Source organism: Bacillus sp. AFS001701, assembly GCF_002559405.1.
GTDB lineage: Bacteria > Bacillota > Bacilli > Bacillales > Bacillaceae_G > Gottfriedia.
Map to the genome: position 1 here is coordinate 1 of NZ_NTZO01000077.1, position 15,243 is coordinate 15,243.

Below are 15,243 nucleotides of genomic sequence, written 5' to 3' on the forward strand. Positions count from 1 at the left end.
ATGAATAAAATTTAGATTCTCATGTATGAAATCTAGTAAAAATGTAATAAATATTGATAAATCAAGTAAGTAAGCGATTTACAAGGCTTGACATCATTTGGTAAGAGATTTAATATTTAAGTGTATATTCTAAAAAAATATTACTATTCTGTGAAAAATTGAATTGAAGTGTGCTGTATGTTGATGCAATTATTTATACAATATAACAGCCGACAAAAATGAAACTAACTAAATAGCAAGAGGAGGTGAAATCATGGGTGCAAATACTATAATTTTGATCATCTTCGCATTGCTTGCCACATTCGGAGTCGGTTATGCTGTCGGATTTTTTGTCCGTAAGTCCATTGCAGAAGCTAAAATAAATGGCGCAACTAATCATGCAAATCAAATTATTGAAGATGCAAAACGTGATTCAGAAACAATTAAAAAAGAAGCTTTATTGGAAGCAAAGGACGAAATTTTCAAAATTCGTACAGATGCAGAGAACGAAATTCGAGACCGTCGTAGTGAACTACAAAAGTCAGAAAATCGTTTAATGCAAAAAGAAGAGAACTTAGATCGTAAAGATGATGGACTTTCAAAACGTGAGTCTGTTCTTGAAAGAAAAGAGGAATCTCTTGTTTTAAAACAACAGCAGATAGAAGAAATGGAAAGCAAGATAGAAGCATTAATTGCTGCTCAACAAGAAGAGTTAGAGAGAATTTCTAGCTTAAATCGTGAAGAAGCAAGACAATTAATACTTACTAAAGTCGAAAATGAATTATCCCATGAAACAGCAATACTAGTAAAAGAAACAGAAGCTCGAGCAAAAGAAGAAGCAGATAAGAAAGCAAAAGATATTTTATCATTAGCAATCCAGCGATGTGCTGCAGATCATGTTGCTGAAACAACTGTTTCAGTTGTAAATCTTCCAAATGATGAAATGAAGGGTCGTATTATTGGCCGTGAAGGACGAAATATACGTACTTTAGAAACGTTAACTGGTATAGATTTAATTATTGATGATACGCCTGAAGCAGTAATATTATCAGGTTTTGATCCAATTCGTCGTGAAACTGCACGAATTGCACTAGATAAATTAGTACAAGATGGTCGAATCCATCCTGCACGAATTGAAGAAATGGTTGAAAAATCAAGACGAGAAGTAGATGAGTACATACGTGAAGTCGGTGAACAAACTACTTTTGAAGTTGGTGTTCATGGAATTCACCCTGACTTAATTAAAATATTAGGTCGACTGAAATTTAGAACTAGTTATGGTCAAAATGTGTTAAAGCATTCGATGGAAGTAGCGAACCTAGCTGGGCTTATGGCTGCTGAACTTGGTGAAGATACAAAACTTGCAAAACGCGCAGGTTTACTTCACGATATTGGTAAAGCAATTGACCATGAGGTAGAAGGAAGTCACGTTGAAATCGGTGTCGAATTAGCAACGAAATATAAAGAACATCCAGTAGTTATCAATAGTATTGCATCTCATCACGGAGATGCAGCGCCAACTTCAATTATTGCGGTTCTTGTAGCTGCTGCAGATGCTTTATCTGCTGCTAGACCAGGAGCACGTAGCGAAACATTGGAAAACTATATCCGTCGTTTAGAAAAGCTTGAAGAGATTTCTGAATCATATGAAGGTGTAGAAAAATCATTCGCTATTCAAGCAGGTCGTGAAGTACGCATCATGGTAAAACCAGATACAATTGATGATTTACAAGCTCATAGATTAGCGAGAGATATTAGAAAACGTATTGAAGATGAACTGGATTATCCAGGTCATATAAAAGTTACGGTTATTCGTGAAACTCGAGCTGTCGAGTATGCAAAATAAAGTGGTATATGCCACTTTATTTTCTTTTTTGTAACAAAATAAAGTATTTTTAAAAATAGCTCCAACTAATACATATCTGAAATGAATCTTAGTTGAATGGCATAGATGAAGATTCAGATTGTGCTAGTAATGGGGCTTTTCGTATTTTTGGGTAATCTAAAAGTAAAATCAGTGCTGTGAATTAACAGTGGCAAGTTGGAAGGATGTAACGAAATGAGAATAATGTTTATAGGCGATGTAGTTGGTTCAAATGGTAGGGCAATGGTAAAGGCTAATATTCAAGCTTTAAAAAGGAAATTTAATCCTTCAGTAACGATTATAAATGGTGAAAATGCAGCACATGGTAAAGGAATAACGGAAAAAATTTACCGCGAATTTTTAGAATTAGGCGCTCAAGCAGTAACACTTGGTAACCATGCATGGGATAAAAAGGATATTTTTGAATTTATTGATCAAGCAAAATACTTAGTTAGACCAGCTAATTTCCCTGAAGGTACACCAGGTAATGGATTAGTCTTTTTAAATTTTAATGATGTTGAAATAGCCGTTATAAATTTACAAGGTAGAACATTTTTACCGCCACTTGATTGTCCTTTTAAAAAAGCTGATGAGCTAATAAAAATCGCTAAAAAACGAACAAACATCATTTTTGTTGATTTTCATGCTGAAGCAACAAGTGAAAAAATTGCGATGGGCTGGTATTTGGATGGAAGAGTAACAGCGGTTGTTGGTACACATACACATGTTCAAACGGCTGATGAGCGAGTTTTACCTGCTGGTACAGCGTTTATTACAGATGTTGGAATGACTGGTCCATATGATGGGATTCTAGGTGTTACGAGAGAAGCTGTTATTAAAAAATTCCTAACGAACTTACCAGTGAGATTCGAAGTAGATGAAGGTAGAGGTCAGCTAAGTGGTGTCATTATCGAATTAGACAAACAAACTGGGCTAGCAAAATCAATAAAAAGAATACAAATAAATGATGATCATCAAGAGCTATAAGATTAATTAAAAGAATTGTGAAAATTTTTAAAAAACTTTTAAATATTTGCAGGAATAACTTCTTGTTATCGAGAATAGTTTTTATTGTACACAATAATAGCTTTGTAAGTACAAGGAGGATCAGGAATGGAAATATTAAAAGTTTCAGCAAAGTCAAACCCTAATTCTGTAGCAGGAGCACTTGCAGGTGTATTGAGAGAGCGTGGTACAGCAGAAATTCAAGCAATTGGTGCTGGCGCGTTAAACCAAGCTGTAAAAGCAGTTGCAATTGCAAGAGGATTTGTTGCACCAAGTGGTGTAGACCTTATTTGTATCCCTGCATTTACAGATATTCAAATCGATGGGGAAGAGCGTACAGCGATTAAATTAATCGTAGAGCCTCGTTAATAATAACAACCTGTTAGCCTAAAGCGACAGGTTGTTTTATTTTTAATTAAAGAAAGATTAAGTGGTAGCGAGTAAGATTACGCAAATTTGTAATTAAAAAGTGGAGCTAAGACTTTAGCTCCGACTTAAAGCTCGTCAGTCGACGAGTTTTTTTGTGTATAATTATTACTTTTATTATTGAATTTATTAATATGTTACACTAGTTTCAATAGTCAAAAAAATGGGAGGGTGCTAATTTATGAAAGTTTTTGATGCTCATTGTGATGTACTGATGAAATTACTAGAAAAGCCTTCGATCAATTTTGAAAATGATGATTCACTACAAGTTTCAGTTAATCGATTAAAACAAGGGAATAGTAAAATACAATGTTATGCGATTTATATTCCCGAACATGTACATAAACTAATCAAATTTGATGCAGCTCTTCAATGCGTCACGCTTTTTTATGAAAAAGTAGCAACAGAAAATAATCATATTAAAGTTATTCGAACAAAAGAAGATGAAGTTGGATTAAAAAGTCAAGAAATGGGTGCTATTTTGACGCTAGAGGGCTGTGATGCACTTTTAGGTGATATTAATCGTCTAAAGATATTACACCGTCTAGGCGTGCGTAGTGTCGGTCTAGTATGGAATTATGCAAATGAAGCTGCAGATGGAATTCTTGAAGAAAGAAATGGGGGGTTAACTAATTTTGGAAGAAGTGTAGTTCATTACTTAAATGAGCATAATATGTGGTGTGATCTTTCTCATTGTACTGAAGCCGCGTTTTGGGATGCATTTGAACAAGCAAAATATCCAACTGCAACTCATTCAAATGCTAAAGCGATTTGTAAACATCCAAGAAATTTAAATGATGAACAGCTAAAGGCTATGTTTAATAGAGGTGCAATTGTTGGGATTAATTTCTATCCTACATTTTTAGTCGATGAAGGAGTGGCAACGATTTCAGATATTATTAAACATATCGATTATATGTGCTCTCTCGGTGGAGAAAAGTTTATTGCGATGGGATCAGATTTTGATGGAATCGATACTCATCCAACAAATTTACATCACGTAGGACTTTATCAAAATTTAACAAATGAATTGCTTAAACACTATACAGAACAGCAGGTTAAAGGCTTTATGTATGAGAATTATTCATCATATATACATTACAAATAACATGTTACTTGTTCAGAATAATAAAAATATAAAAATTAAAGGAATAATTTCTTTCAAAATCATTGATTTTTTTGATTAATAGGTCTAGAATTGAAAGCGAATTAACTCATATCAAAAGATATGTTTTAAATCGCTTTCATTCTTTTATAATAAAATGAATGATATGCAAAAAAATTATCCATTTATAATTTAATTTATTACGAATGAGGGCATTCAAAGGGGTGTAGGAAATGATTGAACAACTTTCGTGGAAAGTTGGAGGACAACAGGGTGAAGGTATCGAAAGTACAGGTGAGATTTTTGCAATTGCGTTAAACCGTTTAGGTTACTATTTATACGGATATCGTCATTTCTCTTCTCGTATTAAAGGTGGTCACACTAATAACAAAATTCGTGTAAGTACAACTGAAGTTCGTGCAATTTCAGATGACTTAGATATTTTAGTAGCATTTGACCAAGAAACAATCGATGTAAACTTTTATGAATTACGCAAAGGCGGTATCGTAATCGCTGATGCTAAATTTAATCCGACAATTCCAGATTCAACTGACGTAACACTTTATTCAATTCCATTTACAGAATTAGCTACTGAACTAGGTACTTCATTAATGAAAAACATGGTTGCAGTTGGAGCTTCAAGTGCAATTTTAGGTCTATCAATTGAAGTTTTCAGAGAAGTTGTAGATGAAATTTTTGGTAAAAAAGGTCAACAAATTGTTGAGAAAAACATAGAAGCAATCGCACGTGGAGCAGAAGAAATGAGAGAAATGCTTGGCGTGAATGTAAATAAAATGCAATTATCAGAAGCTGATGGTAAAAAACGTATGTTCCTAATCGGTAACGATGCAATCGCAATGGGTGCATTAGCTGGTGGTTCTCGTTTTATGGCAGCGTATCCAATTACGCCAGCATCTGAAATCATGGAATACTTAATCAAAAAATTACCTCAGTATGGTGGAGCAGTTATTCAAACTGAAGACGAAATTGCTGCATGTACAATGGCAATCGGTGCTAACTATGCTGGTGTTCGTACATTAACATCATCTGCAGGTCCTGGTCTTTCATTAATGATGGAAGCAATCGGTCTTTCTGGTATGACTGAAGTTCCTTTAGTAATCGTTGATACTCAACGTGGTGGTCCAAGTACTGGTCTTCCAACTAAACAAGAGCAATCAGACTTAATGGCTATGATCTACGGAACTCACGGTGAAATTCCGAAAGTAGTAATCGCTCCAAGTACAGTAGAAGAAGGATTCTACGATATGGTGGAAGCGTTTAACGTAGCTGAAGAATTCCAAGTACCTGTTATCGTAATTACTGACTTACAACTTTCTTTAGGTAAACAAACTGTTGAGCCACTTCAATTTGACAAAGTACAAATTCGCCGTGGTAAGTTTGATTACAAACAAGAATTACCTGTATCAGAAAACAAAGAGTACTTCAAGCGTTTTGAAGTGACTGAAGATGGCGTTTCTCCTCGTGTAGTACCAGGTATGAAAGGTGGAATTCACCACGTAACTGGTGTTGAGCATGATGAAATGGGTAAACCATCAGAATCACCAATTAACCGTAATCAACAAATGGATAAACGTATGCGTAAGTTAAATAACCTAAAATTCCCTAACCCAGTGTTAGTGAACTCTAAACACGACGATGCTGATGTATTACTAGTTGGTTTCAACTCAACTCGTGGTGCGATTGAAGAAGCAATGATTCGTTTAGAGCAAGATGGTATCAAAGTTAACCATGCTCACATCCGTCTAATTCACCCATTCCCAACAAACGAATTAATGCCTGAGCTTAAAAAAGCTAAACGTGTAATCGTTGTTGAAAATAATGCTACTGGTCAATTAGCAAGCATTATTAAAATGAATTGTGGTCATGCAGAAAAGATTTCAAGCTTACTAAAATATGATGGAAATCCTTTCTTACCAAAAGAAATTTACAATACTTGCAAGGAAGGAGTTGTTCTAAATGGCAACATTTAAAGAATTTCGTAATAATATTAAACCAAACTGGTGCCCAGGATGTGGAGACTTCTCTGTACAAGCATCTATTCAACGTGCAGCAGCAAATGTTGGTTTAGAACCTGATAACCTTGCAGTAATTTCTGGTATTGGATGTTCTGGTCGTATTTCTGGATATATTAACTCTTACGGTTTACATGGTATCCATGGTCGTTCACTTCCAATTGCACAAGGTGTAAAAATGGCTAACCGTGATCTAACTGTTATCGCTTCTGGTGGAGACGGTGATGGATTCGCTATCGGTTTAGGTCATACAATCCATGCAATTCGTCGTAACATCGACATTACGTATATCGTAATGGACAACCAAATCTATGGTCTTACTAAAGGTCAAACATCACCTCGTAGTGATGTAGGATTCAAAACTAAGAGTACGCCACATGGTTCTGTTGAATCTGCACTTTCAGTAATGGAAATGGCATTAACAGCTGGTGGAACATTCGTAGCTCAAAGTTTCTCAAGTGATTTAAAAGAATTAACATCATTAATTGAGCAAGGTATTAACCACAAAGGTTTCTCTTTAATTAACGTATTCAGCCCATGTGTAACTTACAATAAAGTAAACACATATGACTGGTTTAAAGAAAATCTTGTTAAACTTTCTGATATTGAAGGATATGATCCATCAAACAAAGAAATGGCTATGCAAACATTAATGCAAAATAAAGGTTTAGTAACTGGTCTTATCTACCAAAACAAAGAGCAAAAATCATACCAACAATTAATTTCTGGATACAGTGAAGAACCATTAGTTGAATCAGAACTTCAATTAGAAAAAGCACAATTCGAAAAATTAGTTGCTGAATTCATGTAATAAAAAGAAACTCCTCATTATTGAGGAGTTTTTCTTTTTATATCTTAAATAGAACAATCATGACAATTTATTATGAAGGATACTGCCATTTGATGTTGAAGTAATTTGTAGTTAGGAGTGTTTTTGATGATGAATATTAAAATAAGAAGACCAAGAATAGAGGACATGAAAGAGTTAAATCAATTTTTTAAAATAGTAATTACTGACACTTTTGCAAAAGAAGGGATTAGCAATCAGTCAGAAAGTATGGATGATGAAATCGAAACAAAAGGAAACTATTTAGAAAAGGATTTCGAAAGTAATGGTGAAAAAAGATTTTTTTTAATTGCTCTTGATAACGAAAAAATTATTGGTTCGATTGAATATGGTCCAGCTAGTGAACTTATTTTAAATTGTACAAACCATGCATTAAAAGGGCTACCTGAGGTCGGTACTGTATTTGTACATCCAGACTATCAGAAAAATGGAATAGGAAATTTATTATTAAATAATATATACGTTACTTTACAGAATAAAGGGATAAAAGAATTTTGTTTAGATAGTGGCTATTGTAATGCCCAAAAAATCTGGAAAAAGAAATTTGGGGAACCTGATTATTTATTAAAGGACTATTGGGAAAAGGGATATGATCATATGATTTGGAAAATTAAAGTCAGCGATATATTAAGATAGCAATTTTTTGAGGATATAAGAAGATGTTTTATTACGATCTGATCTATAGGGATATACAAAGATGGAGGTATTTCAACTTCGGTATTTATTTGTTGTTGATTTAATTGTGCTTTTAAAAAAAAATTAGCAGAATGTTATTCGATTTAGTAAGTTTAAGAACTTATTTGTTTGTTTTTAAGTTAAAAGCATCTATTAAGTACAATTATTAGACTATATTACCGTAACGGGTATAGGTAATTTTTAATTATATTTGCACTTCCACTAGATTTAATTGCAGATTTGTTAATTTTATTTGCGATTCCGAATTTTTAATTGCAGTTTTGCTAAATTTAATTGCGTTTTTCAGATTTTATTTGCAAACGACTATTTATTTGCAAAATTTCATCATTTATTTGTACAGATGAATCCTTTATTTGCGATTCCCTAAGCCTTATTTTCAGCCTAGATATTATTTATCACTTCTTATCATAAATCTACAGTTTTACTAACATTTAAAGACTCTGAAAGAATCTTTCTCATATTTAAATAATGGAGGGTCCGTAATTTGGAACCCTCCTTTTTTAATTAAATAAGTAACATTTAAATGAATTCTTAAATTAAAAAATAGGCAAATAAAGGAAATCACTCGATATTATCGAATTTCTTAATTAAAAATAATTGAAAGGAGAAAAATTTTGTTATCCTCACTCGTACCTGCTTTAATTACTTTTATCTTGGTAAGCATTCTTTCACCCTTTTTAATTGCGACGTTAAGAAGATTTAAGTTGACCCAACCTATAAGAGCGGAATTACCAGCTGAACACCATAATAAAAAGGGAACTCCTTTAATGCTGGGAAGTATATTTTTGATAGGTATTTTAGTAGCTTTCGTTAATTATTCAAGTCCACTTATGCTTTTTTTAGTTGGAACTTTTATTTTATTCAGTGTCGTTGGTTTTCTCGATGACTTTTGGAAAGCATCAAAACAGGATCCAGGAGGAATATCAGCTAAAACAAAACTAGTTTTTCAATTTTCTTTTACTATTTTTTTACTTATTGTATTAATTAATTTTTTTGAAATAGACACAACCTTTCGGATTACGGATTCTATCAGTATCTTTTTACCATTATGGGTTTATTTGGCGCTAATCACTTTATTTATCGTAGGATCAGCTAATGCTATTAATTTTACTGACGGGATGGACGGACTGCTTGGTATGGTATCAATCCCTACCTTCTTTTTCTTTTTTCTGATTTCAGATCATATTGAGGTGAAAATTTTTAGTCTCATAATGATCGCTAGTTTAGCTGGTTTTTTAATTTATAACTTATATCCAGCTAAGGCTTTTATGGGCGACACAGGTTCAATGGCAATTGGTGGTTCTTTATCATTTTTAGCGATCATTGAAAAAGTAGAAATCTTGATTCCAATGTTGTTTTTTATTTATTTAGCTGAGCAGTTTTCAGTTATTTTTCAAGTTTTCTACTTTAAAAGAACAAGAAAAAGATTATTTCTAATGGCCCCTATACATTTTCACTATGGAATTAAATATGGTTGGTCAGAAAATATCATTGTCATGAATTTTACGATTGTTTCCTGGACAGGTTGTTTCTTGAGCTACTTATATTTCTATTTTTTTATGTAACTTATGAAACCACAGATATCATACTGAGAATTATTATTTTAAGAGGATCCTTTGATGGATTCTCTTTTTATGTTGAAAAAGGTGCTTTTAAGACTTCGAGGGGCCCGTGTCACGGTTCCAAGATTGAGGACCATAAATTTGAAATCAACATTCTTCTATTAATAATTAAAGCGCTTTATTATTTAAAGAATTGTTTTTATAATAATGAATAAAATTATTCAAATATACTACTATTATCGGCTTTCTTTTTTGCGTAACGTACATTGTATATTGTAGAATAACGTTATATACTTAAGTAATGTGTGGACGCTCGAGAAGAAAGGAGATTGTTTCATGAATGAACAACAACGCCTTCAAGGCACTAATATAAATAATTCAAAAGATAAAAACGATAAAGATTATAGTAAATATTTTGAAAAAGTTTACCAAGCTCCATCTTTAGCTGATGCTAAGCGTCGTGGTAAAGAAGAAGTTACTTATGATCGTGGTTTCGAAATTCCTGAAGAAATGAGAAATTCAGGTGTAGGTAAGAAATTCCTAATCCGTACTTATGGCTGTCAAATGAATGAACATGACACAGAAGTGATGGCAGGTATTTTAACGACGATGGGTTATGAAGTAGCTACATCAGTTGAAGATGCTGATATTATTCTATTAAACACATGTGCAATTCGAGAAAATGCTGAAAATAAAGTGTTTGGTGAAATTGGTCACTTAAAACCGTTAAAACTTCAAAGACCAGATCTATTAATTGGAATTTGTGGTTGTATGTCTCAAGAAGAAGCAGTTGTTAATCGAATCTTACAAAAACATTCATTTATAGATATGGTATTTGGTACACATAATATTCATAGATTACCATTTATTATTCAGGAAGCGATGTTTAGTAAAGAAATGGTTATTGAAGTATGGTCAAAAGAAGGGGATGTAATCGAGAACCTTCCAAAAGTACGTCGTGGAGAAATTAAAGCTTGGGTTAATATTATGTATGGCTGTGATAAATTCTGTACGTACTGTATTGTTCCTTACACACGCGGTAAAGAACGTAGTCGTCAACCAGAGGATATCATCAATGAAGTACGTGAATTAGCTAGACTGGGCTATAAAGAAGTTACTTTATTAGGTCAAAATGTTAATGCTTATGGTAAAGACTTAGATGATGGTAAATATGGATTAGGTCATTTAATGGATGAAATCCGTAAAATTGGCATCCCACGTGTTCGTTTTACAACAAGTCATCCACGTGATTTTGATGATTATTTAATAGAAGTATTAGCAAAAGGCGGCAACTTAATGCCACATATTCATTTACCAGTTCAATCTGGTAGCTCTGAAGTTCTAAAACTAATGTCACGTAAATATGATCGTGAACAATACTTAGAACTTGTAAGAAAATTAAAAACTGCAATGCCACAAATTTCATTTACAACAGATATCATTGTTGGATTCCCAAATGAAACGGATGAGCAATTCGAAGAAACGATGACATTATATGAAGAAGTTGGTTTTGATTTAGCATTTACATTCATTTATTCACCACGTGAAGGTACACCGGCTGCAAAAATGGTCGATAATGTACCAGAGAGTGTGAAAAAGGAAAGATTACAACGACTTAACAATCTTGTAAATGAAAAATCTGCTGAATTTAATAAACGTTTTGAAGGCCAAATACTTGATGTATTAGTAGAAGGAGAAAGCAAGAAAAACCCTGATGTACTAGCTGGGTATACTCCTTATAATAAACTTGTAAACTTTAGAGGCCCTAAATCAATCGTTGGTCAAATTGTAAAAGTAAAAGTTACAAAAGCTAAAACATGGTCATTAGATGGAGAATTAGTAGAAGAAACAGTAGAGGTGCTATAATGGGAAAATATACAAAAACTGATATCGTTGAACGTGCAAAAGAATTAGCAGTAATGATTTCTGAAACTGAAGAAGTAGACTTTTTTAAACGTGCTGAAGCGCAAATTAACGAGAGTGAAACTGTAAGAGCTTATATTGAAGAAATTAAGTCATTACAAAAACAAGCAGTTAATTTAGAGCACTGGGGCAAGAAAGAAGCACTTAAAAAAGTTGAACAAGAGCTTGATGAATTAAACGAAAAACTAGAAACAATTCCAGTTGTACAAGAATTTCAATCTTCTCAAGTAGAAGTGAATGATTTACTTCAATTAATCGCTCACACGATCTCAAATGGTGTGACAGATGAAATCATTAAGTCAACAGGCGGTAACTTATTAAGCGGTGAGACAGGTTCTAAAGTAGCACATGGACCGGATGCTTGCAAAACAGATAGCTGCAGTCATTAATAAAAAAAGACTCAAGGAAGCAATTAATTTTGCTGCCCCGAGTCTTTTTTTTATGTAAAGCTAATAAAGTAATTACTATATAGCCTTAATATCATAATTTTTATGTTTATTTTTTAAATTCTGCAATTTAGAGTCAACTTTATTAGGCTGTCGTCATACAATTTATCATCACATGTTTTTTTAACTTGTATAAAAGAATTTTCATGTCATTAACACATTCCGCATATGTCACGCATAGAATGAAATGAAAATGGAACGAGGAGGGTCACACCTATGTCTGAACGCGAACATAGAGAGATTATAACGAAGGCAGTCGTAGGAAGAGGCAAGAAATATAACAAAGTCACACATACAATTACACCAAATCATACTCCATCAAGTATTTTAGGCTGCTGGGTTATAAACCATGTATATGATGCAAAAAAATGTAAGGATGGAGTAGAAGTATCTGGAAAATATGATATTAATATTTGGTACTCCTATGGTGACAATACGAAAACAGAAGTAGTTCCTGAGTCTGTTAAGTATACTGAAGTAGTAAAGTTAAGACATAGAGATGAAAACTTTACTGGCGAAGATTGTGAAGTAATTGCTAGATCATTAAAACATCCAAATTGTTTAGATGCAATTATTTCTCCAAATGGAAATCGATTTATTGTAACTGTAGAGAAAGAAGTATTAGTTGAAGTTGTAGGTGAAACGAAAATTGTCGTACTTGTTGCACCACATGGTGTACACGACGATGACGAGTTCTTTGATGTAGATGATGAGTTTGAAGATTTAGATCCAGATTTTGTTTTAGAGGGCGAAGAAGAGTAAGCTAGGCTAGGAAGGTGATACTTCCTAGCTTTTTTATGTTATAAAGATTTTCAATGTCCAATCAATCGAAAGTTTTCTTTTTCTTAACTTTCGAACTTTCCAAGCCTTTTCGTAAAATGTGATATAATATGCGAAGAATGTTTTTTGATGGAGAGGATAGAATGGCAACTTATACGCCAATGATTGAGCAATATTTAAATATAAAGAAAAATTACCAAGATGCATTTTTGTTTTTTAGACTTGGTGATTTTTATGAAATGTTTTTTGAGGATGCAATTAAGGCATCTCAAGTTTTAGAAATTACTTTAACCGGACGAGCAGGAGGAACTGAAGAACGAATTCCGATGTGCGGAGTACCATTCCATTCTGCTGCTGGATATATAGAACAATTAGTTGAAAAAGGATATAAAGTAGCTATTTGTGAACAAGTCGAAGATCCAACGGTCGCAAAAGGAGTTGTTCGAAGAGAAGTTGTACAGTTGATTACTCCAGGGACGCAAATGGAGGGTAGATCGATTGATGAAAAGCAAAATCATTATATCTCAACATTATCAGAAGTAACACCAAGTTTATATGCATTAGCTTGGATTGATTTGACGACTGGTGAGGGCAATGCTTTATTACTTAGTGGTTCAATTGAAGAAGCGGTTTTAAAAATTGCAGCAACTGGTACAAAAGAAGTAGTTGTAAATGAAGATTTTTCTTCTAAAGCGATTCAAACACTAGAAAAAAGTTTTTCAATTGTCGTTTCATTTGAGGAGAATGATCGTTTATCAGAGGAGTTTACAAATGTTGTAAAATCAATTGATCAAACTAATTTAAAAGCTACTGCTGCAAGATTATTAAATTATTTATCGAGAACACAAAAACGAACACTTTCTCATCTTCAAGAAATAGTCGTTATTCATCAACATGATTTTTTAAATATGGACATGTATTCGATGAGAAATCTTGAATTAGTTGAAACACAACGTTCAAAAAACAAACAAGGTTCTTTGAATTGGTTATTAGATGAAACGAAAACAGCGATGGGTGGACGATTACTAAAAAAATGGATTCAACGTCCATTAGTAAGTACGAAACAAATCGAACATCGATTGACGATTGTGGAATTGCTAATGGAAAACTATTTTATACGTGAAGACCTGAAGGAATTATTAAAAGAAGTCTATGATTTAGAGCGTTTAGCTGGTAAAGTCTCATTTGGTAATGTAAATGCAAGAGATTTATTACAATTAAAACGTTCACTTCAAACAATACCTTCAATTATTCATGCTTTAAAATCAATTAGTCATGAAACGATAGATGAACTGATTAATCAAATCGATCCATGTGAAGAGCTTCAAATGCTTTTAGAGAATGCAATTATTGAAGATGCGCCTTTATCTATTAAAGAAGGAAACATTATTAAGGATGGCTTTCATAAAACATTAGATGAATATCGTTTCGTAAGTAAGAACGGTAAAAATTGGCTAATGGAATTAGAACAAAGAGAAAGAGAAATTACGGGGATTAAGTCCTTAAAAATTGGATACAATCGAATCTTCGGCTACTTTATCGAGGTAACTAGATCAAATATTAGTCAAATACCAGAAGGTCGTTACGAACGTAAACAAACGTTAGCAAATGCAGAACGCTTTATAACTGAAGAGCTAAAAGAAAAAGAAACAATGATTCTTGAAGCTGAAGAAAAAATGATTGGATTGGAATATGAGTTATTTATTTCAATTCGAGAACAAGTAAAACAATATTTATCTAGACTTCAAACATTAGGACAAGTAATTAGTCAAATTGACGTTTTACAAAGTTTTTCTGTAGTTAGTGAAAAAAATGGATATGTAAGACCAGCATTCACTGAGGAAAGAGAATATATCGTGAAAAATGGGAGACATCCAGTAGTTGAAAAGGTACTTCTAGGTTCAGAGTATATTCCGAATGATACAAATTTCGATGTTGAGACTCATCAATTTTTAATTACAGGACCTAATATGGCTGGTAAAAGTACGTATATGAAACAAGTTGCATTAATCAGTATATTGGCTCAAATTGGATGCTATGTACCTGCTGAATACGCGAAATTACCTATTTTTGACCAAATATTTACGAGAATTGGTGCTGCAGATGATTTAATTTCTGGGCAGAGTACATTTATGGTCGAAATGTTAGAAGCTAATTATGCAATCACGAATGCAACAGAAAAAAGTTTAATCTTATTTGATGAAATTGGTAGAGGAACATCAACATATGATGGAATGGCTTTAGCACAAGCGATGATTGAATATATACATGATCATATTGGAGCAAAAACGCTTTTTTCTACTCACTATCATGAATTGACGGTATTAGCTAATCAACTTAAGTTTTTGAAAAATATTCACGTAGCAGCAAAAGAGCAAGATGGAAAAGTATTATTCCTTCATAAAATCTTTGAAGGTGCAGCGGATCAAAGCTACGGTATCCACGTTGCCGAATTAGCAAATCTTCCGAAAGATGTAATTAGTAGGGCAAAAGAATTATTAAATGATTTGGAATCAAATAATCATTCCTATGTTAAAGTGGAAATTAAAAATACAGAAAAAGAGATTATAAATATTC

At 33.1% G+C, this 15,243-nt stretch carries 12 protein-coding genes; all 12 read left to right on the forward strand.

All coding sequences use genetic code 11. From position 1 onward, the window contains the following. Positions 1–253 precede the first annotated feature (253 nt). Positions 254–1,825 (forward strand): ribonuclease Y, encoded by a 1,572-nt coding sequence (gene rny, locus CN514_RS06335; protein WP_069034493.1) that lies wholly within the window; start codon positions 254–256, stop codon positions 1,823–1,825. Positions 1,826–2,038: 213 nt separating this feature from the next. After that, positions 2,039–2,830, forward strand: a complete 792-nt coding sequence (locus tag CN514_RS06340) for a TIGR00282 family metallophosphoesterase (RefSeq protein ID WP_098231870.1) — start codon at positions 2,039–2,041, stop codon at positions 2,828–2,830. A gap of 126 nt (positions 2,831–2,956) precedes the next feature. Continuing rightward, positions 2,957–3,217, forward strand: coding sequence for a stage V sporulation protein SpoVS (spoVS, locus tag CN514_RS06345; protein ID WP_088041153.1), 261 nt, complete (start codon positions 2,957–2,959; stop codon positions 3,215–3,217). 238 nt (positions 3,218–3,455) lie between these two features. Continuing rightward, positions 3,456–4,382: a dipeptidase gene (locus tag CN514_RS06350; RefSeq protein ID WP_098231871.1), complete on the forward strand. Its 927-nt coding sequence runs from the start codon at positions 3,456–3,458 to the stop codon at positions 4,380–4,382. 230 nt (positions 4,383–4,612) lie between these two features. Beyond that, on the forward strand, positions 4,613–6,370 hold the full coding sequence (locus CN514_RS06355; protein ID WP_098231872.1) for a 2-oxoacid:acceptor oxidoreductase subunit alpha: 1,758 nt from the start codon (positions 4,613–4,615) through the stop codon (positions 6,368–6,370). After that, positions 6,357–7,223 carry a 2-oxoacid:ferredoxin oxidoreductase subunit beta gene (locus tag CN514_RS06360; protein WP_098231873.1) on the forward strand — a complete coding sequence of 289 codons (867 nt, stop codon included), beginning with the start codon at positions 6,357–6,359 and terminating at the stop codon, positions 7,221–7,223. Before CN514_RS06355 ends, CN514_RS06360 begins: the two co-directional genes overlap by 14 nt. Positions 7,224–7,349: 126 nt before the next feature. Beyond that, entirely contained in the window at positions 7,350–7,895 is a 546-nt protein-coding gene (locus CN514_RS06365; protein WP_098231874.1) for a GNAT family N-acetyltransferase, read from the forward strand. Positions 7,896–8,608: 713 nt separating this feature from the next. Then, on the forward strand, positions 8,609–9,520 hold the full coding sequence (gene mraY, locus CN514_RS06370; RefSeq protein ID WP_483295001.1) for a phospho-N-acetylmuramoyl-pentapeptide-transferase: 912 nt from the start codon (positions 8,609–8,611) through the stop codon (positions 9,518–9,520). A gap of 333 nt (positions 9,521–9,853) precedes the next feature. Further along, positions 9,854–11,383 carry a tRNA (N6-isopentenyl adenosine(37)-C2)-methylthiotransferase MiaB gene (gene miaB / locus CN514_RS06375; protein ID WP_098231876.1) on the forward strand — a complete coding sequence of 510 codons (1,530 nt, stop codon included), beginning with the start codon at positions 9,854–9,856 and terminating at the stop codon, positions 11,381–11,383. After that, positions 11,383–11,829: a YlbF/YmcA family competence regulator gene (locus tag CN514_RS06380; protein ID WP_088012874.1), complete on the forward strand. Its 447-nt coding sequence runs from the start codon at positions 11,383–11,385 to the stop codon at positions 11,827–11,829. Before miaB ends, CN514_RS06380 begins: the two co-directional genes overlap by 1 nt. A gap of 273 nt (positions 11,830–12,102) precedes the next feature. Continuing rightward, positions 12,103–12,648, forward strand: a complete 546-nt coding sequence (cotE, locus tag CN514_RS06385) for an outer spore coat protein CotE (RefSeq protein WP_069034483.1) — start codon at positions 12,103–12,105, stop codon at positions 12,646–12,648. Positions 12,649–12,809: 161 nt separating this feature from the next. Further along, positions 12,810–15,243 (forward strand): DNA mismatch repair protein MutS (mutS, locus tag CN514_RS06390; protein ID WP_098231877.1); only part of this gene is annotated, 2,434 nt, incomplete at its 3' end.